The following is a 22,450-nucleotide window of genomic DNA, read 5'->3' as shown; positions in this document are numbered from 1 at the left end:
GTGCGCGGTCGTTGTGCGTATGACGGTGCGACGGGCTTGTCGGTTCACGCGAATATCTTGGAACCTATGACTTCCAATACCCTTCGTATGTCTACTTTGTTCCTGCGCACGTTGCGCGAAGATCCGGCGGATGCGGATGTGGATTCCGCAAAGCTGCTGCAGCGCGCCGGCTACATCCGCAAGGCCGCTCCCGGCATCTGGACCTGGCTGCCGCTGGGCCTTCGTGTGCTCAATAAGATCGAGGCCATCATCCGTGAAGAGATGGCCGGCATTGGCGCCCAGGAAGTGCACTTCCCGGCTCTGCTGCCGCGTGAACCGTATGAGGCCACCCACCGCTGGGAGGAATACGGCGACAACATCTTCCGCCTGAAGGATCGCCACCAGGCTGATTACCTGCTGGCTCCCACCCACGAGGAAATGTTCACCTTGCTGGTCAAGGACATGTACTCCTCTTACAAGGATCTGCCGGTCGTCCTGTACCAGATCCAGACCAAGTACCGCGACGAGTTCCGCCCGCGCGCAGGCCTGATTCGTGGCCGCGAGTTCGTGATGAAGGACGCCTATTCGTTCAACGTGGACGAAGAAGGCATGCGCAAGGCATACATGGACGAGCGTGGCGCCTACGAGCGTGTGTTCCAGCGCATCGGCCTCAAGTACGTGCCGGTGTTCGCCATGTCCGGCCCGATGGGCGGCTCCGCTTCCGAGGAGTTCCTGGCCCCGATGCCTATCGGCGAGGATACCTTCGCACTGGCACCTTCCGGCAAGGCTTGGAACGTCGAGGCGCTGCACACGCCGGAACTGCCGGAGATCGACGCATCCAACACCCCGGCTGCCACCAAGGAAAGCACGCCGGACGCCAAGACCATCGACAAGATGATCGAGCGCGCCAACGCCGATCACCCGCGTACCGATGGCCGTGAATGGGCCGCTTCCGACATTTTGAAGAACGTGGTCATCGCCGTCAAGCACCCGGAGGATGAGGAGCACGACGAGCCGTGGCGCGAACTGATCGTCGTCGGTGTGCCCGGGGACCGTACGGTCGACATGAAGCGTCTCGAGGCGCAGTTCGCCCCGTCCGAGCTTGAAGAGGCCACCGAAGAGGATCTCAAGAAGCATCCCGAACTCGTGCCGGGCTACATCGGCCCGATGGTGCTTGGCCCACAGGCTGAGGCCGCCGGCGTCAAGGAGCCGCTGCGTTACTTCGTGGACGCCCACGTGGTCAAGGGCTCCGCATGGTTCACCGGCGCCGACGAAAACGAAGTGGACTACTACAACCTGGTCTACGGTCGCGATTTCGAGGCCAGTGGCGTGGTCGAGGCCGTCGAGGTTCGCCACGGCGACATGAGCCCGGATGGCTCCGGCCCGTTGAGCTTCGAGCGCGGCGTGGAGATCGGCCAGGTCTTCCAGCTGGGTCTGAAGTATTCCAAGGCCCTGGACCTGAAGGTTCTGGATCAGAACGGCAAGGCCGTGCCGGTGTGGATGGGTTGCTACGGTATCGGTGTTTCCCGTGTGCTCGCATGCGTCGCCGAAACGCACCACGATGAGGCCGGTCTGGCATGGCCGTCCGTGATCGCTCCGGCTCAGGTGCATGTGGTGGCTACCGGTAAGGACGCCAAGGCGTTCGAAGGTGCCGAGAAGCTGGTCGAAGAGCTCGAAGCCAACGGCGTTGAAGTGATCTACGACGACCGTAAGAAGGTCTCCCCGGGCGTGAAGTTCAAGGATGCCGAGCTCATCGGTGTGCCTACCATCGCCGTGGTGGGCCGTGACTTCGTCAACGACGGCACGATCGAGATCCGCGACCGCGATGGTGGCAACAAGGTCGCCGTGCCGGCCGACGAGGCTGTGAAGACCCTGCTCGAGCGCCTGTAAGGGATCACTCTGAGCCGACTGACGCCATCCTGCTGATGCAGGGTGGCGTTTTTCGTTGTCGTTTGTGGATAACCGAAAGTTATCCACAGCGCCGCAAACCCCGTCATAGTATCCACATTTGCCGGTTGCCCTTGTGCTGGCGAACCGCTATGCCTCACAGTGGAGGTACCGCCGAATTCGCCGATCGATGATGACAGCGGATCATGTGGCGGTCCACGGCATGGCGATGAATGAAAGGACTGATCATGGCAATACAACAGGCGACGGTTACGATAACCGGTTTCGTGGCAAACGATCCCGTACTGACGGAAACACCGAATTTTTCCGTATTGAACTTCCGCGTGGGATCGAATAGATCTCGTCTTGATATGTCTACAGGGGAGTGGAGGGATATCGGCTCATGTTGGATTCCGGTTAAAGCCTTTCGGGCGTTGGCGGTCAACACTCATAAATCCATCCGCAAAGGAGATAAACTCATCGTTCTTGGGGCGCTGACCACCGAACAATGGAAAACCGAGCAAGGTGAGACCCGCAGTCGGATGGTGCTGGAGGCCAGCAACATCGGTCATGACTTCAACTATGCGACAACCACGTTGACCAAGGTGCCTCGCACCAATCAGGAGAATAAAACCGACAACGCTGCGGTTCAGGGCGTCACATTGCAAGCTCGCCCGGAGGAGGACGTGAACCAGCCGAATCAGCGGCAGGACATGCCGGTTGACGATGATTTTGAGAACAACCCTGAGATATAAAGGGAACGTGGTGATGTGGCGTAAATCCAGAATTGATTTACGCCACACCAGTCATTGGATTCGGCGGCATCGCCGCGAATTATCGGCGGCCTACCAGATGCGTACGCGATCTGCTGGCGCGAGCCACATGGCGTCGCCTTCGGTGACGCCGAAGGCATCGTAGAACAGGTCCACATTGCTGGCGATGCCGTTGGTGCGGAATTCGGCGGGGGAGTGCGGGTCGATCTGCAGATACTGCTCGGCCAGCTCATCGCGGTTCTTGGTGCGCCAGATGGAGGCGTAGCTCAGGAAGAAACGCTGCAGGCCGGTAAAGCCATCGATTTCAGGGGCGGTATCGAGCAATGCCTTGATGGCGGCGGGCGAACCATCCTCGTCGCCATCGCCGGTGATGGTCCCTGCGGCCTTGCCGAGCGCGAATGCGTAGGCCTTGAGCGCGATGTTCACGCCGCCTAGGTCGCCGATGTTCTCGCCGATGGTCAGTGCGCCGTTGACGTGCGGGGCCTTATCCGGCTCGTCGGCGTACTTCTCGACCAGCTGCTGCGGCACGAAACCGTTGTATTGCTCGATAAGCGCCTTGGTGCGCTCCTCGAAGTTCTTGCGGTCCTCGTCGGTCCACCAGTTGTTGAGCTTGCCGTCGCCGTCGTACTGGGAGCCCTGATCGTCGAAACCGTGGCCGATCTCATGGCCGATCACGGCACCGATACCGCCATAGTTGGCGGCGTCATCGGCTTCCGGGTCGAAGAACGGAGGCTGCAGAATGGCGGCCGGGAACACGATGACGTTCATGCTCGGCTCGTAGTAGGCGTTCACCGTCTGTGGGTTCATCAGCCATTCATCCTTATCGGCAGGTTTGCCGACCTTGGCCAGCTGATAGCCGGTCTCGTATAGGTTTGCGGCCTTGGCGTTGTCGGCGAGCACGGCATCGGCGGAAACATCCAATGCGGAGTAGTCGCGCCAATGGTTGGTGTAGCCGATTTTCGGCGTGAACTTGGAAAGCTTCTCCAAGGCCTTGGCCTTGGTGGTTTCGCCCAGCCAGTCGGAATTCGTGATGGATACGCGGTAGGCGTCGATGAGGTTCGCAACCAGCTGTTCCATACGCTGCTTGGAGCTTTCGGGGAAATGACGACGCACGTATTCCTGGCCGACGTCCTCGCCGCAGATGCCGTTGACGAGGCTGACGCCACGCTTCCAACGGTCGCGCTGCTTCTTCGCTCCGGAAAGCACCTTGCCGAAGAAGGCGAAATTGGTGGCGTCGAATACACGGGAGAGCATGCTGGCGGATCCCACGATCACGTGCACGCGAGCCCAGAGCTTCAAATCAGCCAGATCGGCGTCGGCCCAGAACTGGTCAAGGCCCTTGAGGAAGCTCGGCTCATGCACGATGGTGCGGGCGAATACGGACTTGAAATCGATCGGCTGGGACTTCGCGGCCGTGGTGGCATCATAGGCGGACTGCCAGGCATCAATCCAGGAATCCAGATCGAAGTTCTTCAAGGTTGCGGCGAGGTCGGCGTAATCGGTGGGGTTGTAGGTCTTCACCGAGTCGCGGGTGGCCACATTGTCCCAATGATTGGCGGCGATTCTGGTCTCCACCTCAAGGAAATGGCGGGCCATGGCCAGTGCGGCTTCACTTGGCGCCACTGCTGGTGCTTCGTCATCATCCTCTTGGGTGGATTGCGGCAGTTCATCGCCACCATTGGATTCCGCGGCAGGTGCATAACCGGCGTTTACAAGCTGTGCGGCCACCATGGCCACGTACGCTTCGCGAACCGGTGCGTAATGGTCCTCACGGTAGTAGGCCTCATCGGGAAGCATGATACCGCCCTGTTCGATGTGGGCGATGTTCAGGTCCGGGTTGCCTGGGTCGCCGTACACCGCCAAGCCGAACAGATCCGGGCCGCCAGCGGGGTTGATGGTGCCGAGCACACGGGTCAGTGCGGCCTTGTCGATTGCGGAATCGATGAGATCAAGCTCATCGCGGATCGGGTCGAGGCCGGCCTCCTCAATGACATCGGTATTAAGGAACGAGCGATAGAGTGCGCGAGACTTGATGGCAGGGGAATCATCGTCTTCCAAAATCTCGCGAACCTGGTTCTCGGCGTCTTCGGCGAGTTTGTCAAAAGAGCCGTAGCGAGAACGGTCGTCCGGCAGACGGTAGGTGTCGATCCATGGTCCGTTCACGTAACGGAACAGGTCGTTGACCGGCTTGATGGTGGAGGAGAAGGACGATGGGTCGATGCCCGACTTCGTTGTTGCGGTTTCGTTAGTCATGCCCTCCAGCCTAGACCATGATGCGGCAGGTTCGGCTCACCGTATTGTGCTATGGGCTTATTCCATAGTGCGCAACTCAACAATTAGACACTGTGACCATCTCTGCTTATGGTGCGAATTAGGCAGTTTGTCTAAAATTTGGAATCGAAGCATGAACCTCAGGAGACGACCCTAAGGAGTCACGATGAGCGATCCAAACATGAACAATCAGAACCCGAACGCTCCACAATCGGGACAGCCGCAGTATGGTGCCTATGACACCAATCATGGCGGGCAGTACCCGCCGCAGAATGGGCAAGGCGGACAGAATCCCTACTATGGTCCCTATGCCACCAATCCCAATGGTCAGCCATATGGGCAGCGGCCTTATGGGGGCTACGGTCAGCCAAACGACGCCGGCAACGGCCAAGGCTTTGACCCGTTTGCGGGCCAGCCGAACTGGTATGCCGGCGACTTCAACCCGTTCCGTCTGATCGAGGAATGGCTGCCGCAGCGCGCCAAATCCACCATCCGCGTAATCTACGGTGTCGTTGGCGTTGCCGCCATCGCCCTCGGTGCAGCGCTGCTGATTTCACCGAATAAAACGTTGGCATTGGCCGCACTGCTGCTGGGTGTCTATTTCGTGATTTCCGGTGTGGTTCGCATCGTCAGTGCATTGGTGACGCCACTCTTGCCGGGCGGATGGCGTGTGTTGGATGTGCTGATAGGCATCCTGCTCACCTTTGGCGGCGTAGTGGTCGTGCGCAACTATGGTCTGACCGGGCAAACCCTTGCGTTGCTCATCACGCTGATGGTGGGCTTCGGCTGGATCATGGAAGGCGTGATGGCACTGGTGGAATCCTGGCGCATTCCACGCTCCGGATGGGCCATCGCCTATGCCATCATCTCCATCGTCGCCGGCTTCGTGGTGCTGATGAGCCCGTTAAGCTCCACGGTGTTCATGGTCATCTTCGGCGGTTGCGCAATGGTGGTGATGGGTGTCACGGCCGTGATTCGCGCGTTCACCTTTGGCAAACCACGCAAGTAGGGCGCTGTGAGTAGGCTGGCAGGCATGATCGAACTGAAAACCCCTCGCGAAATCGAGGAAATGAAGCCTGCCGGCCGTTTTGTCGGTGGCATTTTGAAGGAACTGCAGGAAACCACTAAGGTGGGCACCAACCTGCTGGAAATCGACGAATTCGTTCACAAGAAGATCGTGGACCGCAAGGGTGCAGAATCCTGCTACGTGGATTACGCTCCTGATTTCGGCACCGGTCCGTTCGCCCACTACATCTGCACGTCCGTCAACGATGCCGTGCTGCACGGTATCCCGTACGACTACAACCTGAAAGACGGCGACTTGGTCTCCCTCGACCTGGCCATCTCCGTGGACGGTTGGGTCGCCGACTCCGCAGTGAGCTTCGTGGTCGGTAAGGATCCCGACCCGGAAGACCTGCGACTGATCAAGTGCACGGAAGAGGCGCTCGCCGCCGCCATCGACGTGGCCAAGCCAGGCAACCGCCTTGGTGATATCTCCAGCACCATCGGCGACATCGCCCGCGAATACGGCTATCCGATTAATCTCGAGTTCGGCGGTCACGGTGTGGGCCATATTATGCACGGCGATCCGCATGTGCCGAACGATGGCAAGGCTCACCACGGCTACAAGCTGCGCGAAGGCTTGGTCATCGCCATCGAACCGTGGTTCCTGAAGACCACCGACGAGATCTACCAGGATCCGAAGGATGGTTGGACCTTGCGTTCCGAGGACGGCTCCCGTGGTGCTCACTCCGAGCACACCATCGCCATCACCGAAAACGGCCCGATCATCTTCACCGATCGCACCAACCTGTGATATAAGGCTGTTTGTATCAAGGCTTCCCAGAAGGGAAGCCTTTTCTCATTTTTGAGACGGCAACTTGCATTGAAACACGCGTGCCATATAGTGAGCCATACTTTTGAACCGAATGGCATGGTCCATCGGTATCGGCCCGTATCTAAGGGGAGCAACAAGTATGGCAACAGCCCAGCTGAATGTAGATGACAGCAAATACACCTTGCCTGTGGTCAAGGCAACGGCAGGTGCGGACGGCATCGTCGTCTCCAAGCTGCGCAACGACGGTTGGGTGACACTTGACCCGGGCTTCCTGACCACCGCCCAGTGCGAGTCGAAAATCACCTACATCGATGGCAAGCATTCGATTCTGCGCTACCGTGGCTATCCAATCGAACAGCTCTGCGATCAGTCCGATTTTCTGGAAGTGGCCTGGCTGTTGCGCCATGGCGAACTGCCCAGCAAGGAACAGTATGAGAAGTTCGTCTCTGATATCAACCATCGCACGATGGTGGGCGAGGACTTCCGCACGTTCATGGGTTCGTTCCCGCGCACCGCGCACCCGATGAGTGTGCTGGCCTCCGCCATCAACGCGCTGGCCACGTTCTATCCGGACACCACGGATATCTCCGATTCCGACCAGCTCGATGAGGCCGCGGTCATCATCATGGCCAAGGTGCGTACGATTGTCTCCTACATCTTCCGCCGCCGTCGCGATGAGCCGATGCTCTACCCGGATTACGCACGCGGTTATGTGGATGATTTCCTGCGCATGTGCTTCGCCGTGCCGTATGAGCCGTTCGAATCCGATCTGCTGTATGTGCATGCGCTGGGCCGACTGCTCATCATCCATGCCGATCATGAGCAGAATTGCTCGACGTCGGTGGTGCGCATTGCCGGTTCCGCGCACGCCAACCTGTATTCCGCGGTGGCTGCCGGCGTTAACGCTCTCTCCGGCCCGCTACATGGCGGTGCGAACGAGGCTGTGCTGCGCCAGTTGAAGGCGATTCGCGACTCGGGCAAGACGGTGGCCGAATTCGTGGAAGAGGCCAAGAAGAACGGGCAGAAGATCTCCGGCCTCGGCCACCGCGTCTATAAGTCCTATGATCCACGTGCTGCCATCGCCAAGCAGTATTTGGAGAAGATTATGGAACGTGAGGATACCTCCAAGCTGCCGGCCGACGAGCGTGCATTGTTCGATGTGGCCGTGGAGCTGGAGCGCATCGCATTGAGCGACGAATACTTCGTATCCCGCAACCTGTACCCGAACGTCGACTTCTACACCGGCTTGATCTACCGCGCCATCGGCTTCGATCCGGCCATGTTCACCACGCTGTTCGCCCTTGGCCGCATTCCCGGCTGGATTGCCCAGTATCGTGAGATGCTTGCAGACCCGAACACCAAGATCGGCCGTCCGCGTCAGGTCTACACCGGTCCGGTGGAACGCGATTACGTACCGCTCGACGAACGGTGATAGTGATTCGGCATACTTCTAGCATGTGAGCGATATTTGCTCAGCGTGTGATGCGTTGTGTATCAAAGTAATAATTAACTCGAGGATTCGCCTCGTTGAGGGGGTGTTTAGTGAGGCAAATCCTCGAGTCTGCGGTGGTTATGTTGCGCTAAGAGAGCTCACTGAGGCAACGCGCCAATTGAATCGAGGTTTTGCTTCAGTGAGCATGCACTCAGCGAAGCAAAACCTCGAGTGACATACGAAAATGCCTCACTGAAAAATCAAGTGAGGCATTTACGCGTGTTCCTAGTTCTTATGGAGCTTGGCGTTGAGCTCGATTCCCACCTTGCGGTAGCGCGCTTCGATGCGACCGTTCACCGAGTTGCGGATGAAGAGGATGTTGTCCTTGCCGGACAGGTCAGCGCCCTTGACCACTTCGAGCGGTTCGCCGGCTGCGGCTTTGGCCTTGTCCCAGATGGTCACCTTGGTGCCGGCGGTGACGTACAGGCCGGCTTCGACCACGCAGTTGTCACCCAGGGAAATACCGATGCCGGCGTTGGCGCCGAGCAGGGAGTGCTCGCCGATGGAGTTACGGAGCTTACCGCCACCGGAAAGGGTGCCCATGATGGAGGCGCCACCGCCGATGTCGGAACCATCGCCGACCACAACGCCTTGGGACACGCGGCCTTCGACCATGGAAACGCCCAGGGTGCCTGCGTTGAAGTTCACGAAGCCGGCGTGCATCACGGTGGTGCCGGCGGACAGGTAGGCGCCCAGACGCACGCGGTCGGCATCGCCGATACGAACGCCGGTGGGCACCACGTAATCGATCATGCGCGGGAACTTGTCGACGCCGAACACATTGACGGTGGCGGCTGGAGCGGCTGCCGGAAGGCCGGCCTGCGTGGCGAATGCCAGAGCGGCATCGGTGGCCGCGCGTTCCACGTCGGCCTTGCGCAGAGTGAAGTCCTCAACGGCGAACGGGCCATAGTTGGTCCAGACCACATTGTTGAGCTGAGCGAAAATGCCATCCAGATTCAGCGTGTTCGGCTTGGCCATGCGCATGCTCAGCAGGTGCAGCTTCAGGTAGGCGTCGGCCGGCGAGCTGATCGGATCGTCAAGCTGGCTGACGGCGAAGACCGGAATGCGGCGAATGCCGCGGGCATCAGGTTCGTCGTATACCAGAGTGCCGAAGTCATGGTTTGGACGGTCGGCTTCCGCCGGTGCCTCGCCGAGTGTCAGCTCGGGATACCAGACATCCAGGGTGTTGCCGGCAGCGTCGATGCTGGCCAGACCCCAGCCCCATGCAGTGCGCTCTTCGCTCATGTATCGCTCCTTATGTTGTGCGCGTAGTGTGAAGTAATCACTATTGTCTAGCTTAATGGGTGACGCAGCGGGAACACATGCGGTTTTCAGGTTATGGCGCGGGTTTGTAGATGGTGGCCATGCGGGCCCCGGCCTCATAGAGGCGGTTTCGTAATGATTCCGGTTCGACGATGGCCACGCGGCCGTCCCAGGAATACTGCAGAGCCCACCAGAACACGGCACGCTCGGGCGCATTCACGATGACTTCGAACTGTTCGCCATCACGGGAATGCTTGATCTGCGGGTCATCGAACCATTCGAACACGTTGTTGAGCATCGACTTATCGCGAATGGCCATGCGGATGCGCACAGGATCGTCGGCCACGGGGTAGGGGCGATGCCGCATGAATTCCACGGCGTCAAAATCGGCCGGGGCGGGCTGTTCGATCGGCAGCGGTCCATTAGGGCCTTGGGCGCTCACGTCAGCGATGCGATTGACCACGAAGATGCGTAGATTACGCTCTCCATGCAGATGGCAGATCAGGTAGTATCGCCCGTTCTTATACACCATTTGATATGGATCCACCGTATAGGTGCCGGCCCGTCCGCTGGTGTGGCTGGTGTGCGGCACCATGGTGCCGTCCGGGCCGTAATCGCAATACTGGAACGTGACTGCGTGATTATCCTCAATGGCCTGATTCAGCTGGTCGATGGTGGAGAGGAACTCGCCGTTGATATGCGTGTAGGTGGTCACATGATCCAAGTAATCGATGGAATCGCCGGCGGCTCCAGCCAGCTCTCGAATCTTGCCGATGAGTTCGTCCAATGTGTCGAGGCTGATACGCGAGAGGGTGAGACTGTCCGCCAATAATCGCATTTCAGCGGGGGATAGGAAGGCCTCCACATACCAGCCGGGTTGCGGGTCCTTGCATTCGATGCCGGCAATATCATGCTCGGTCAGATATCCGACGCGTCGGCCGAGAAACGCGCTGGTGGTGAGTTTGCGCAGCTGATTGCGCACGGTTTTCGCGGTCGGCAGCTCGTCGGGATCATTGGTGTGATGCATGTTCGCTAGTTCATCAAGAATCTCGCGCACGGATAGGCCATGCCCGAAATAACTATGCCGCCACAGCACTTCGAAGATCTCCAACGCACTGTTGCCCGCATACGTCTTGCGCTTGGCTGAATCATTGGCCCGTTCCTCACCCATACCGTCAAGGCTACCGCGGATTCGTCTAGGATAGGAATGTTGGGCTCCTTGCGATGATTGACGACTTCTTGATCGCGGGAATGTGGATGGCATGGGAAAGGAGATGCGCTCATGGTTGGTGGATATGGTGTGTTTGGGCATGTCTCCAATAACGGTGCTGGGGATTCGGATGATTCCGATGATTTTGCCTATGATGACGTGTTTGGCGACGAGTTTGATGATTCCGCGCGTCGGTGGATTCAACGCAGGCGCAAACCTCAGGCAGGGCGGCTCTCGGACGATGATGCCGCTGTGTTCGGTTCCGACGATCAGCTCACTGCGGATGACATGCCGGTTCCATACGAGCGGTATGCGGATCTTGCTCGCAATGCCTCACGCTCGGTGTGGTTCGGCGATGACAATGCTGCTGTGGCGCCATCCGGGGCTGCCGGCGGTCTGGACGCGATGGGAGCCGGTGGTGCGCAACAGCATCCCATTCCCATTGACGCGCTGCGGCGGGATGTCGAGACCTCCACATCCCGTGCGATCATGCAACGCGCCCATACCATCGTGAACAATGCCGGCATCATGATGATCGGGCCGACCTACGGTAGCAATGAGCGCATCGGATACGCGCAGCTCAACGCCACAATGCGCGGCACTACCAGCCCCGCCAGCCGATACCGCGTCGAAGTGCTGTTCTCACTCGACACCGGCGAGCTCACCGGCGGTTCGTGCACTTGCCCGGCATATGGGCGCGGTTATGGCATCTGCAAACACATGGCGGCGATTGCACTCGCCTTCTGCGACGATCCGCAGCGCTTCGATGGCTACCATGCCGGGGCAGTGCGCCCCTCAAAAGCCATGCTCGATTACATGCGGCGGCTCGACAAGCGCCAGACCCAGGCCAAAGAACGCCGTCGCGCCGCCGTTTTGCGGCGATTTGGCGATATGAAATCCTCTGGCAGCGCATCGTCGTCGCGTCGCGGGACCCAGAGCCGCAGCGGATATCAGGGGCTTCCGCAAACCGTGCAGCCAGGGGAGGTGCACCTTACCCCGATTCTGAGTTTCATCGATGGTACCTGGAGTGTGGAATTCAAAATCGGTTCGATGGCGAATGGTTCCAGTTACGTGATGAAAGCGATTCCGCAATTCGTGCTGGCCATGGACCATGGGGAATACGTGGATTATGGCAAGAAACTGGCGTTCACGCATACCCCGGAGATGTTGGACGCCGAGTCCGAGCCGCTGCTCGGATTCTTGCAATCGGCGCTCGCCGTGCGTCATGCTGCAGAACAGCAGGATCGCTATTACGGTCATATCGCCATTGATCGGCGTCTGACGCTCTCCGAACAGGAGGTAGCCACGCTGTTGTCGTTGCGTGAAGGCAAAGGCGTGCAGCTGGTGTTGGATGCCTGGTTTGCAAGCCAGCCCGCATCAGTGCCGGTGGATGGTGGCGATCCGGAATTAGCCATGCGCATTATGCGCCGGGACTATCGAGTGTATGGTTCGGATGCAGGGTATCTGCTCAAAGGCGAGCCGGGTGTCGAAACCGTGGTGAATGCCGGGAGCCAGTCATGGCTATTGCTCGCATCCACCCAGTCGTCGGCCTTCACTTCGCCGATGATGAGGCAGTCGCAGCGTACAAGCGCAGCAGGATGCCGTTTTGTGCGCTGTCCGAAATCGTTGGCCGCCATTCGCAAGCTTATCGGCGAACTATTCTCCCCGCAGGGCGAGGGACAGGTCGTCGCCGGCGATGATATGGCGTTGTTCGCCAGAACCCTATTGCCGGAACTGATATCTTCCGGTCTGCTTGACGCCCATGATATTCCGCGCGAACTGGCTGAACTGAATCCCATCGAATGCCGCAGCGAGTTCTATCTCGACCGCACCGAATACGGCGTGGAATGCGAGATCAAGGCTCGCTACGGCACTACCATCGTGCCGTTGCTGCCTGCCGGCCCGGCCGTCACAGCTGAGGACGGAACCGTTGCACAGGCCGTTATCGGGCGCGACCTTGACGCTGAACGGCTCGCAATGGACGTAGTGCGTGAATTCTTTGATATGCCCGGGGGCGGCAAATCGGGTGTGGCTACCCCGTCACGGAGATCGGCTCGGGGCTTTGCCACCAAAACCGCTCGCGTTGCCGCCGCCCGTGCCGCGGCTCAAACGCGCGCGAAGCAATCGGGCGCGGCCACCATCGACCGGGATAACACCACCCAGATTGTACGGCTGTTTGACGAGGGCTTGCAGGCTTTGCACGAGGTCGGCAGCGTATTCACCACACCGGCGTTTGACCGACTGGTGGCGCCGAAAGCGCCGAGCGTCAAAGTGGGGCTGTCGATCAAAGGCAATCTGGTGGAAATCTCGCCGATCGCAGACGAAGTGCCTCCGGATGAGGTCGGTGCGCTGTTGGCGTCATATCGGCGCAGGCAGCGTTTCCATCAACTGAAGGACGGCACACTGGTCCGTCTCGATGGCGCCGACCTGAGCACATTGGACAAGTTGGCGTCGGACCTTGATCTCAGCGAGAAGCAGCTTGATTCAGGCACGATAACATTGCCCGGCAATCAGGCGTTCCTATTGGATGGCGAACTGCCCGACGATGGTGCAGACGTAGTCAAGGATACTTCTTTTACTCAATATATTGACGATTTGGCAGTGATCGATCCGGCATCCTATGCAGTGCCGGATAGCCTCAAGTCCATACTGCGCCCATATCAGGCAGATGGTTTCCGTTGGCTGAGCACCTTATGCGATAAGGGTTTTGGCGGCATTCTGGCCGATGAAATGGGTTTGGGCAAATCGGTGCAGCTTATCGCCCTGATTCTGTCCCGCTACCAGCGGGCTGCACAGTCGGAAGCAGCCGAGCCGCTGAAGCCCTCGCTCATCGTCTGCCCAGCCTCCTTGGTATACAACTGGGCCGCCGAGTTTGCGAAATTCGCGCCCAGCTTCAATGCGGTAGTGGTTGCCGGCACCAAAACCGAGCGCCGCAACGCCATCGCCCGTGCATTCCATGCGGACGAACCTACCGTGCTGATCACCTCGTATGACCTGCTGCGCCGTGATGTGGAGGAATACACGGCGGACGATTCCGGCAGCATAAACCAGGGGAGCGGCGCCGATGGCACTCGATGCTGTGCGATTATGGCATTGGACGAAGCTCAGTACATCAAGAACCACACCACGAAAATCGCCAAGGCAGTCAAATCAGTGGCCGCCGATCACCGATTCGCGCTGACCGGTACTCCTATTGAAAACCGGCTTTCCGAACTATGGAGCATTTTCGACTTCCTGATGCCTGGGCTGCTGGGCTCATACAAGCGATTCCGCGAACGGTATGAGCTGCCCATCGCCAATGCGCGCGCTGCGGACAATACGACCGCCGAGGGGCGTGCGGCCGCCGAAGTCAACCCTGAGGCCGCGCGCGTGGCACATAAGCTGCAAGCGCTGGTGGGCGTGTTCATCAAACGCAGGCTGAAAAGCCAAGTACTCACTGATCTGCCAGACAAGCTGGAGAATACGCTGACCGTGCAGTTGGAAGGTGAGCAACGCAAACTGTACGCGGCCCATGAGCAGCGATTGCGCATGCAACTTGAGCATAGCGAGGAGGCGGATTTCAACACCTCGAAGATTCGCATCCTCGCCGAACTGACCCGGTTGCGGCAAATCTGCTGCGATCCGCGTCTCGTGTACGCCGATGCCAAAGACCAGTCGGCCAAGCTGGCGGCCATTGCCGAGCTTGTGGAAACCTGCGTGAGCGAAGGCAAGAAGGCGCTGATCTTCTCCCAGTTCACCAGCTTCCTCGAACTGATCGCCACGCGATTCGACCAGCAGGGCCTGCGCTACTACACCATCACCGGCTCGACGCCGAAGAAGCAGCGCTTGGCATTGGTGGACCGTTTCAACGCGGACGATACGCCGGCGTTCCTGATCTCCCTGAAGGCCGGCAACACCGGTTTGAATCTGACCGGTGCCAGTGTGGTGATTCACGCCGATCCGTGGTGGAATGCGGCAGCCCAAGATCAGGCTACTGATCGTGCGCATCGTATCGGCCAGACCGAGGATGTGAACGTGTACCAGGTCGTTGCCAAAGACACTATCGAGGAACGCATCTTGGAATTGCAGCACACCAAGAGCGAACTGGCTCGTCAGTTCACCGATGCGTCGCTCAACGCCGATGAATCCGGTGCCTTCGACGCTGGTGCATCCGGCGTGCCATCCATCGCCTCGCTGACGCGCGACGATCTGCTCAATTTGTTGGGATGAACTTGCCTTACAGAATCTGCTCCATGCCGATTTTGTAAGGCGTCAATCCCATACGCTCATAGAAAGCCTTCGCGTTCGGATTGCAGGACCATACGTTAAGCGTCACGTTATAGCATCCGGACTTACGCGCGAAATCGAGCACATGGCGATAGAGCGTGGAGCCCACATGCTCGCCGCGTGCCTGTTCGTCCACGCATAGGTCATCGATGTACAGGGTCTTGACATCCGTGAGCACATGGTTGTCATGATGCTGTTGGAAGATGCAGAACGCATAGCCCAGCACGGTGCCTTCGGCGTTGGCGGCTACGAATACCGGGGCCTCATCGTCGGCGAGGATAGCGGCGAGTTCCTCGTCCGTGTACTTTTTGGCACCGCCTTTGAACAGGTCAGGGCGGCCGTGATGATGCACTTGCGCCACTTGGAACAGCAAGTCATTGATGCGCGGCATGTCAGCCGCCACAGCCCTGCGAATCGTAAGATTTCCCATGGTTGGACAGTTTACTCGAACGGGAACTTCAAGCCCCACTCTCCGCGGATCTGATCCATCAGTTCCATGATGCGAATCGTATCCGCATGCGGCATCGCCTCGCACTCGATTTTGCCATCAAGCAATGCGTTCGCCGCGTCGGCGACCTCATACTCGTAGCCGGTCAGCTGCGGCGGCACCGCGATGCTGCGCACAGGCTTATGGTCGTTGTCGTAGAGGTCAATGGCTTCCGGATTGTTGATATTGGTGACTTCCAGATATCCTTCGGTGCCCCACACATAGCCGCCGCGGTCCGAGGAAACCAGCATCGAGCTGCTTGCCACGCCCATAGTGCCGTCGTTGTAATACAACGTGGTGGAATTCTGCGCGTCCACACCAGTTTCATACGGCACCATCGACGTGGCTGTACGCTCAATCGTACGGCCATGATCGGCGCCGATCGCCATATCAAGGAAGTTCAACGGATACACGCCCACGTCCAGCAGCGCACCGCCGGCGCACTCGGGGTCGGTCATACGCGGCACCTTCCACACCGGATAGCACAGATTCGCGCTCGCGGATTTCACTTCGCCGATCTCTCCGGAATCGATGACCTCGTTGATCAGCGCACGGCTGGGCATATAACGCGTCCAAATGGCCTCGGTGCACAGCATCCCGGTTTCCCTGGCCACGGCCAGGGTCTGGCGAGCCTGTTCGGCGTTCGCGGTGAACGACTTCTCCACCAGCACGTTCTTGCCGGCCTGCATGCACAGGATGGCATGCTCGGCATGCAGACTGTGCGGGGTGGCGATATACACCAAGTCCACGTTCGGATCCTCGGCAAGCTCCTCATACGATCCGTACGCCTTGTCCAGATGCCATTGGTCGGCAAAAGCCTGCGCGCGGTCCAAGCTGCGGGCGGCCACCGCATATGGGTGAATCCATGAGGAATACAGCGGGCTTTCGGCCATTTGCGTCAGCGTATCGGCCATGGTGTGCGCAATATTGCCGGCACCGAGAATCGCCACATTGATTTTCGCTCCGCTCGCCTCGAATTCGGCGCGCTTGCCATTCCATCGGCTCATTATTCCTCCTTGAATACGGTGTTAGTCATGCACATTATAGAAGAGAGCGGCTTGTCCCAACAGGCGGATAAAACCAAAATATGGTTAATGAAGCAGTGCAGCAGTCCCTGACGCCGGTTATGTCGCGTCGTGCGCGTGAGGCCAATCCATTCCGTGCCATGGTGTTCGGCGAACAAGCCGACAAGATGATCGCATCCGGCATCAGCGTCATCAAGCTCAGCCTTGGCGAGCCGGACTTCGGTGCCCCGCCGGCCGTGCGCGATGCCATGCGCGAACAATATGACGGCCGTGCGCTTCCATATACCGCCGCCATGGGTCTACCGGAGCTGCGGCAAGCCATCGCCGATTTCTATCGCGACCGCCATGACTTGGATATCGACCCCAAACGTATCTGCGTGACGGCAGGCGGTTCCGCGGCCCTGCTGCTCGCTACGGCGCTTACCGTGGATCCCGGCGACGACGTGATGGTGGCCGATCCCTCATATCCTTGCAACCGCGAGCTGGTGCGCTCGTTCGAAGGCAATGTGATTGATGTGCCGACATCCGCGGCTACGCGCTTCCACCTGAACGCTGAACTGTGTGCACGGTATTGGACCAAACGCACCAAGGCGGTGATGATCACCTCGCCATCCAATCCCACCGGCACCACCATCGATTTCAACGTGTTGAACGATGTGTGCCAGTTTGCGGCGGCGCGTGGCGCGTGGCGCGTGGCGCATCGTGGATGAGACCTATCTGGATCTGGACGATCGTGAGCCGGACGGCACGGAAGTCAAATCCGTGTTGGCCTGCGATCCGGGTGCCATCGTGTGCAACAGCTTCTCCAAGTTCTTCGGCATGACCGGATGGCGCTTGGGCTGGGCGATTCTGCCGGACGATTCCACCGTGCTGGAGGCCGTGGATGATCTGGCCACCAACTATTATCTGTGCGCTCACACGCCCACCCAGCATGCGGCACTGGCTTGCTTCACCCCGGAAAGCCTTGCCGAATGCGAGGCCCGCCGTCAGGAGCTGCTGGCCCGCCGTCGCATCGTCATCGATGGATTGCAACGCATCGGTCTGCCGGTGGAAGTGGAACCGAATGGTGCCTTCTACGCCTACTTCAACATTTCCCGCACCGGCTTGGATGCGTGGACGTTCTGCGAGCGTGCATTGAACGAAGCCCATGTGGCGTTGACGCCGGGTCGTGACTTCGGCGCGGCCACCGCCGATACGCATGTGCGTTTGAGCTATGCGGCATCTCGCGAAGCATTGAGCGAGGGTCTTGAGCGTCTGGGCAGATTCGTGGAATCGCTGTGATACGCCAAAGTGGTGTACAGTAATCACGTTTGCGCTGTCGGCGCCCAGCGTGCGGTGATGGAACTGGGCGCGTGCGGCTTGAGTGCCAAGGCAATAGGAATTGCTGCGATTGCCGGCTGATTGATGCCGGTGCGTCACAGTGGGAATGAGAGCAGGAATCATGGTCAATCTTCGTGCGCATACCACCCGACTCGGTGTGCTCGATATCGGTTCGAATACCATTCACATGCTGATTGTGGATGCGGCACCCGGTGCTCGCCCCGATCCGGAAGCCAGCACCAAGTCCACTGTGCGCTTGATGAAGTACCTCAAGGAAGACGGTTCGATCAAGAAGGCCGGCATCGAAGCGATTCTCGAAGCGGTGTCCGATTGCATGAAGCTCGCTGAGGAATATGACATCACCCAGCTGCTGGTCATGGCCACCTCCGCATTGCGCGAAGCGCCGAACGGCAACAAGGTGATTCACAAAATCGAGGAGATGATTGGTCAGGGCGTCACCGTGCTCTCCGGCACGGATGAGGCTCGACTGACCTTCCTGGCCGCGCGCCGTTGGTACGGCTGGGATGCCGGCCGCCTGCTGGTGTTGGATATCGGCGGCGGTTCCCTGGAGGTGGCCATGGGCTCTGATGAGGAACCGACCGTGGCGCTGTCTGTGCCGGCTGGCGCTGGCCGTGTGACCACCGAGTTCCTGCCGTCCGGTATGGCGACATCCGAAGAGCTGGAGGATGTGCGCAAGAACGTGCGCAAAATTCTGGAGCCGATGGTCAAGGTGTTCCCGCAGTCCAAGCATCCAAACCATGCAGTGGGCACGTCCAAGACCTTCCGCTCGTTGGCCCGCCTATGCGGTGCCGTGGTCCGTCAGCCAGGCCGTGAGGATACGTCGATCATGACGCGTGAACAGCTGGAGGATTGGATTCCTCGTTTGGCTGCAATCGCGCCAGAGCAGCGCGTGGCATTGCCGGGCATTACGCCGGAGCGAACGATGCAGATCGTGGGCGGTGCCGTGGTGGCCGACGAAATTATGAAGGCGCTCAACATCCAGGAAGTCGAAATCTGCCCATGGGCGTTGCGCGAAGGCGCCATTCTACGCTGGCTCGACCAGTTCGGCCGCACACGCCTCGGTTTTTAATATCTCCACTCTGCCTCCCTCTGATGGCGAAGGTGGCTGCCGAAGGCAGACGGAGGGAGAGGCTTGAAGAATCAGCCAGCGAAGCTGTCGTCTACCGCTACCGCATCACATCCACGGTGACCAGCAGCGCCGCATGATCGGACCCGGCGATCTTCACCACCTTGCACTGGCCGGCAGTCATGCCCTGGTCTACCACCACATGGTCGATGCCGGCGAACATCGGCAGCCCCTGCCGATTCGTGGGCCAGGAGAACGTGAATCCGTGCCCGGAGATTCGCGCGGCGTCATGGAATCTGGTGCCAAGGAATTCGCGGAATGGCGCGTGATCGTAGGTGGCGTTGAAATCGCCCATGAAAATGTAGCGGGTATCCGTATGCGTCTGCATCAGACCCAATTCATCCAGCGCTCGCTTCCACTGCCGCCAGTAGCCGGGCACGGGGGCCGTGGTGTGCACGGAGACGAATCGGATACTGTTGCCGCCCATATCCACCGTGCCGGCGGGCATAAATGAGGCGCTGGAATTCACTTCGTCGTCCACCGGTTGGCCGAGCGGTGTGGCGGACCATAAGCCATTGCCATACACGCCATCGGACGATGAGATATTCGAGTATGGCAGGTAATGCTCGATGCCGGCATCCTTCAGTTTCTTGACGAATCCGTCGGTGGTCTCCTGCAGGGCCAGCACTTCGACGCGCTGGTCGCGCACCATATCCACAATGGCTTGCGCGTCGGCTTGGCCTTTGTACACATTGAAGGTCATCACGCGGGCGAATGCATCCGAGGTATTGGCTTCGCTGTAGGCCACCGCATTATGTGCGGCCTGGGGCAGCGGGGTGGTGGAGTAGAAGAACGGGTATTGCCAATACCCGTTAAGCCCTACTGCGGCGATGGCAATCAATGCAGCTAGGATTTTGCGGGACATGACGGCCATGAGCAGCGCGATAAGCCCCAGCAGCATGAACCATGGGGTTGCGGAAATCACGGTGGGCACGTACGGCAACTCCTGCAGGTCGGCTGGCAGCGCGCGTGCTGCAGTGGCAAGAAGTGCCAGAATCGCGAATAAGCCAGCGAAGAAGCCGAGGATACGATGCTTGTTGTGTGGTTTGAGCTGCTCCTTGGTGTACGGTTTCGCCGATGGGCGCGGCTTCGCGGCAGTTGTGCGCTTTGTCGATGTACCGTTCTTGCCGGTAGATGTCGATCGTGCCATCATGCCCTTTCTTGTGTGATATCTGCGAGTTGCCACTGTAGTGGGTCGTACTGTGTGATTTGATGAATTTATAGGGCAGCGACTTGGGTTCGCACCAAACCGGCACGAATTGTACGAATTGCCCGCTGGGCTTGAGTCCGTGTACAATGAAACGTCGTTGCCCGAGTAGCTCAGTGGATAGAGCACCGCTCTCCTAAAGCGGGTGTCGTCGGTTCGAATCCGATCTCGGGCACTTGTTCTTGGACTTTGAATATTGCGATGTTCGTGTATATCGCAGCTTCATTATGCGGAATCATGGCTGTTTGACTGGAATGTGAAGGCTAACATAAGCGGCCATGACTATTGCATACACGGAAGAAAAGCGTTTTACTCAAGATCAGGTGCAGGCGCTGTTTCGCTCGGTTGGTTGGGAGTCGGCGAATTATCCGGAGCGTCTGTTCAAGGCTTTGCGGCATTCCGATACTGTGATCAGTGCTTGGGACGGTGATCGTCTGGCTGGACTGGTTCGCGTGTTGGATGATACCGAGATGGTGGCGTACATGCATTGGGTGCTGGTCGACCCTGCATACCATGGCCATGGCATCGGTGGCCATCTGGTGGAGCTGGTCAAAGCCAAGTACCACGACTATCTGTTCCTCGAGGTGATGCCCGAGGAAAGCAAGAACGCGCCGTTCTATCAGAAGCACGGCTTCCATCTGATGGAAGACGGTCGTGCCATGCAGATCGTGAACCGCGGCTGAGGAAACCTGCCATTATGCGTGTCTAGTGGACGAAACGCCCTAGTGTGTTCATATAATGAAATTATGTCCATACATTGAGCTAATGGTATGGAACTCCATGCGCCTGCGGTATGACTGGAAGCCATGAGCGAAAAGGAATATGACTTTTACGTGGCTGGCCCGTTCTTCGACCCTGAGCAGACCGCAAGCATGGAGCGTCTGGAAAAGGTGCTGGAGGATCACGGCAAGAAGTTGTTCAAGCCGCGATTCGTCAGCCAGATCGAGGAAGTCGGCCCGGAGGGCTGCTTTGCCGATGACATCAACGGCATTAATTCCGCCAAGGCCGTGGTCGCCAACCTCATGGACGAGGATGCGGGAACCATGTTCGAAATCGGTTACGCACATGCGCTGGGCATTCCGGTGTACGGCTATTTCGAGGATCTGACCCCTATGGATCGCGTGAACCTGATGGTGGCGCAGGCGGTGAACATGGTGTTTGCAGGCCCTGAGGACGTAGCGAAATACTTGGAAACCGGTGAACACACTGAGGTGGATTACATCCAGTTCTGAATGACTGTTGTAATCGGTTTCTGACACTAAGCGCATGTACTGCCCTGATTCGATATGAACTTGGATCAGGGCAGTCGCATATGACTATGCGTTTTTTGCATAAGCGGGCACAGAGAAAAGGTATTTGATTACAGCTGCGTTTCGCGGTTCGATAGGGGAGCCTGTGACGAAAGGACTTTCCTATGACTGAAGAACAAGCCGAATCTCGCGAGTCGTATACGCCGCGATTGACTGCTGCCGCCCGTGAATACCTTGGTCGTATGTTCCCCGACGGTGGAGCGCCTATGCTGTCGCAAACCGATCCGGAATTCACTGAACGATTCGATAACTTCGCTTTTGACGAGGTGATTAACGGCGGTGCTCCCGAAGGTGAGGAGCCACTGGATAACCGCACACGTTTCATGGCGATACTGGCCACGTTGCTGGGCTGCCAGGGTGTTGATCAGTTCCGTGTGATGCTGGGCGCGGCCTTGGACATGGGTGTGAAGCCCGTTGAGGCCAAGGAAATCGTGTACCAGGCGGTTGCCTACCTGGGCATTGGCCGCGTATTCCCGTTCTTCGATGTGACGAATGAGGTGTTTGCTGCACGGGCCATCGCATTGCCATTGGAGAATCAGGCGACTACCGAACCTGAGTTCGCAAGCCGTGTCGCCGCAGGCGAACAAGCTCAGGTCGATATCTTCGGCGAAGGAATGAAGGGTTTCGCCGCTTCCGGCAATCCGGAATACCCGCAAATCAACCGCTGGCTGGCCGCCAATTGCTTTGGCGACTATTACACGCGCGGTGGTCTTGGCTTGCGCGAACGCGAAATGATCACCTACTGCTATCTCGCGGCCCAGGGCGGTGTTGAGCCGCAGCTGATCGCCCATGCGAAGGCCAATATGCGCATCGGCAACAGCAAGGCATTCCTATTGAAGGTGGCTTCGGCTTGCTTGCCGTTCATCGGATACCCGCGCACGTTGAACGCGATACGATGCATCGAAACTGCATCTGCTGATTAGTGATTCGTGTTTTCCGCAATGCTGCTGTGATGGCCGCGCGCATTCGATGCTTG

Annotated in this window: 16 protein-coding genes, 1 tRNA gene and 1 pseudogene; 12 read left to right on the top strand and 6 right to left on the bottom strand. The window is 58.7% G+C overall.

The window, feature by feature from the left end; translation table 11 throughout:
• Positions 1-66 precede the first annotated feature (66 nt).
• Together F7D08_RS00650 and F7D08_RS00645 are read left to right on the top strand one after the other, a co-directional pair.
• Positions 67-1,869 carry a proline--tRNA ligase gene (locus F7D08_RS00650; RefSeq protein ID WP_193316126.1) on the top strand — a complete coding sequence of 601 codons (1,803 nt, stop codon included), beginning with the start codon at positions 67-69 and terminating at the stop codon, positions 1,867-1,869.
• Between the two features lie 245 nt (positions 1,870-2,114).
• A complete protein-coding gene (locus F7D08_RS00645) occupies positions 2,115-2,621 on the top strand; it encodes a single-stranded DNA-binding protein (protein WP_152208832.1) in 507 nt (168 codons plus the stop codon).
• Positions 2,622-2,711: 90 nt separating this feature from the next.
• Here the strand turns inward: F7D08_RS00645 and F7D08_RS00640 are convergent, their stop codons facing one another.
• A complete protein-coding gene (locus tag F7D08_RS00640) occupies positions 2,712-4,892 on the bottom strand; it encodes a M13 family metallopeptidase (protein ID WP_152208831.1) in 2,181 nt (726 codons plus the stop codon).
• Between the two features lie 184 nt (positions 4,893-5,076).
• Here F7D08_RS00640 and F7D08_RS00635 point away from each other — a divergent pair, with 184 nt between their 5' ends.
• The 3 genes from F7D08_RS00635 (at position 5,077) to F7D08_RS00625 (ending at position 8,179) form a co-directional block, all read left to right on the top strand.
• The gene (locus tag F7D08_RS00635) at positions 5,077-5,919 is read left to right on the top strand and encodes a DUF308 domain-containing protein (protein ID WP_152208830.1); all 843 of its coding nucleotides are present in this window, start codon (positions 5,077-5,079) and stop codon (positions 5,917-5,919) included.
• 24 nt (positions 5,920-5,943) lie between these two features.
• The gene (gene map, locus F7D08_RS00630; protein WP_152208829.1) at positions 5,944-6,726 is read left to right on the top strand and encodes a type I methionyl aminopeptidase; all 783 of its coding nucleotides are present in this window, start codon (positions 5,944-5,946) and stop codon (positions 6,724-6,726) included.
• Positions 6,727-6,886: 160 nt separating this feature from the next.
• A complete protein-coding gene (locus F7D08_RS00625) occupies positions 6,887-8,179 on the top strand; it encodes a citrate synthase (RefSeq protein ID WP_152208828.1) in 1,293 nt (430 codons plus the stop codon).
• A 285-nt stretch (positions 8,180-8,464) separates the two neighbouring features.
• Here F7D08_RS00625 and dapD read toward each other — a convergent pair whose 3' ends face one another.
• Both dapD and F7D08_RS00615 read right to left on the bottom strand, forming a co-directional pair.
• Entirely contained in the window at positions 8,465-9,484 is a 1,020-nt protein-coding gene (gene dapD, locus F7D08_RS00620) for a 2,3,4,5-tetrahydropyridine-2,6-dicarboxylate N-succinyltransferase (RefSeq protein WP_152208827.1), read from the bottom strand.
• Positions 9,485-9,575: 91 nt separating this feature from the next.
• Complete coding sequence (locus F7D08_RS00615; RefSeq protein ID WP_152208826.1) at positions 9,576-10,673, bottom strand: helix-turn-helix transcriptional regulator; 1,098 nt, start codon at positions 10,671-10,673, stop codon at positions 9,576-9,578.
• A gap of 111 nt (positions 10,674-10,784) precedes the next feature.
• Between F7D08_RS00615 and F7D08_RS00610 the strand changes: the two genes are divergently transcribed.
• Positions 10,785-14,921, top strand: coding sequence for a DEAD/DEAH box helicase (locus tag F7D08_RS00610; RefSeq protein WP_152208825.1), 4,137 nt, complete (start codon positions 10,785-10,787; stop codon positions 14,919-14,921).
• 7 nt (positions 14,922-14,928) lie between these two features.
• Here F7D08_RS00610 and F7D08_RS00605 read toward each other — a convergent pair whose 3' ends face one another.
• Together F7D08_RS00605 and F7D08_RS00600 are read right to left on the bottom strand one after the other, a co-directional pair.
• A complete protein-coding gene (locus tag F7D08_RS00605; RefSeq protein ID WP_152208824.1) occupies positions 14,929-15,408 on the bottom strand; it encodes a GNAT family N-acetyltransferase in 480 nt (159 codons plus the stop codon).
• Positions 15,409-15,419: 11 nt separating this feature from the next.
• Positions 15,420-16,472, bottom strand: a complete 1,053-nt coding sequence (locus tag F7D08_RS00600) for a Gfo/Idh/MocA family protein (RefSeq protein WP_152208823.1) — start codon at positions 16,470-16,472, stop codon at positions 15,420-15,422.
• Positions 16,473-16,552: 80 nt separating this feature from the next.
• On the opposite strand from F7D08_RS00600, the pseudogene F7D08_RS00595 reads away from it, so the two are divergent.
• Positions 16,553-17,771, top strand: a pseudogene (locus tag F7D08_RS00595) (aminotransferase class I/II-fold pyridoxal phosphate-dependent enzyme).
• A gap of 160 nt (positions 17,772-17,931) precedes the next feature.
• A complete protein-coding gene (locus F7D08_RS00590) occupies positions 17,932-18,900 on the top strand; it encodes a Ppx/GppA phosphatase family protein (RefSeq protein ID WP_152208822.1) in 969 nt (322 codons plus the stop codon).
• 97 nt (positions 18,901-18,997) lie between these two features.
• Here the strand turns inward: F7D08_RS00590 and F7D08_RS00585 are convergent, their stop codons facing one another.
• Positions 18,998-20,110 (bottom strand): endonuclease/exonuclease/phosphatase family protein, encoded by a 1,113-nt coding sequence (locus F7D08_RS00585; protein ID WP_152208821.1) that lies wholly within the window; start codon positions 20,108-20,110, stop codon positions 18,998-19,000.
• A 156-nt stretch (positions 20,111-20,266) separates the two neighbouring features.
• On the opposite strand from F7D08_RS00585, the gene F7D08_RS00580 reads away from it, so the two are divergent.
• The 4 genes from F7D08_RS00580 (at position 20,267) to F7D08_RS00565 (ending at position 22,397) form a co-directional block, all read left to right on the top strand.
• Positions 20,267-20,339 (top strand) — tRNA-Arg (locus F7D08_RS00580).
• A gap of 103 nt (positions 20,340-20,442) precedes the next feature.
• The gene (locus F7D08_RS00575; protein ID WP_152208820.1) at positions 20,443-20,847 is read left to right on the top strand and encodes a GNAT family N-acetyltransferase; all 405 of its coding nucleotides are present in this window, start codon (positions 20,443-20,445) and stop codon (positions 20,845-20,847) included.
• Between the two features lie 123 nt (positions 20,848-20,970).
• The gene (locus tag F7D08_RS00570; protein WP_152208819.1) at positions 20,971-21,396 is read left to right on the top strand and encodes a nucleoside 2-deoxyribosyltransferase; all 426 of its coding nucleotides are present in this window, start codon (positions 20,971-20,973) and stop codon (positions 21,394-21,396) included.
• 260 nt (positions 21,397-21,656) lie between these two features.
• Positions 21,657-22,397, top strand: coding sequence for a carboxymuconolactone decarboxylase family protein (locus tag F7D08_RS00565; RefSeq protein WP_226803247.1), 741 nt, complete (start codon positions 21,657-21,659; stop codon positions 22,395-22,397).
• Positions 22,398-22,450: the final 53 nt, after the last annotated feature.

Source organism: Bifidobacterium cebidarum (genome assembly GCF_009193305.1).
GTDB classification, from domain to species: Bacteria; Actinomycetota; Actinomycetes; order Actinomycetales; family Bifidobacteriaceae; genus Bifidobacterium; species Bifidobacterium cebidarum.
The sequence above is the reverse complement of the archived record's forward strand: the minus strand, read 5'-3'. Positions and strand labels throughout refer to the sequence as shown.

Coding starts and splice junctions, on each gene's coding strand:
- F7D08_RS00650 (WP_193316126.1), top strand. CDS start 67: ATGACTTCCAATACCCTTCGTATGTCTACTTTGTTCCTGCGCACGTTG.
- F7D08_RS00645 (WP_152208832.1), top strand. CDS start 2,115: ATGGCAATACAACAGGCGACGGTTACGATAACCGGTTTCGTGGCAAAC.
- F7D08_RS00640 (WP_152208831.1), bottom strand. CDS start 4,892: ATGACTAACGAAACCGCAACAACGAAGTCGGGCATCGACCCATCGTCC.
- F7D08_RS00635 (WP_152208830.1), top strand. CDS start 5,077: ATGAGCGATCCAAACATGAACAATCAGAACCCGAACGCTCCACAATCG.
- map (WP_152208829.1), top strand. CDS start 5,944: ATGATCGAACTGAAAACCCCTCGCGAAATCGAGGAAATGAAGCCTGCC.
- F7D08_RS00625 (WP_152208828.1), top strand. CDS start 6,887: ATGGCAACAGCCCAGCTGAATGTAGATGACAGCAAATACACCTTGCCT.
- dapD (WP_152208827.1), bottom strand. CDS start 9,484: ATGAGCGAAGAGCGCACTGCATGGGGCTGGGGTCTGGCCAGCATCGAC.
- F7D08_RS00615 (WP_152208826.1), bottom strand. CDS start 10,673: ATGGGTGAGGAACGGGCCAATGATTCAGCCAAGCGCAAGACGTATGCG.
- F7D08_RS00610 (WP_152208825.1), top strand. CDS start 10,785: ATGGTTGGTGGATATGGTGTGTTTGGGCATGTCTCCAATAACGGTGCT.
- F7D08_RS00605 (WP_152208824.1), bottom strand. CDS start 15,408: ATGGGAAATCTTACGATTCGCAGGGCTGTGGCGGCTGACATGCCGCGC.
- F7D08_RS00600 (WP_152208823.1), bottom strand. CDS start 16,472: ATGAGCCGATGGAATGGCAAGCGCGCCGAATTCGAGGCGAGCGGAGCG.
- F7D08_RS00590 (WP_152208822.1), top strand. CDS start 17,932: ATGGTCAATCTTCGTGCGCATACCACCCGACTCGGTGTGCTCGATATC.
- F7D08_RS00585 (WP_152208821.1), bottom strand. CDS start 20,110: ATGATGGCACGATCGACATCTACCGGCAAGAACGGTACATCGACAAAG.
- F7D08_RS00575 (WP_152208820.1), top strand. CDS start 20,443: ATGACTATTGCATACACGGAAGAAAAGCGTTTTACTCAAGATCAGGTG.
- F7D08_RS00570 (WP_152208819.1), top strand. CDS start 20,971: ATGAGCGAAAAGGAATATGACTTTTACGTGGCTGGCCCGTTCTTCGAC.
- F7D08_RS00565 (WP_226803247.1), top strand. CDS start 21,657: ATGTTCCCCGACGGTGGAGCGCCTATGCTGTCGCAAACCGATCCGGAA.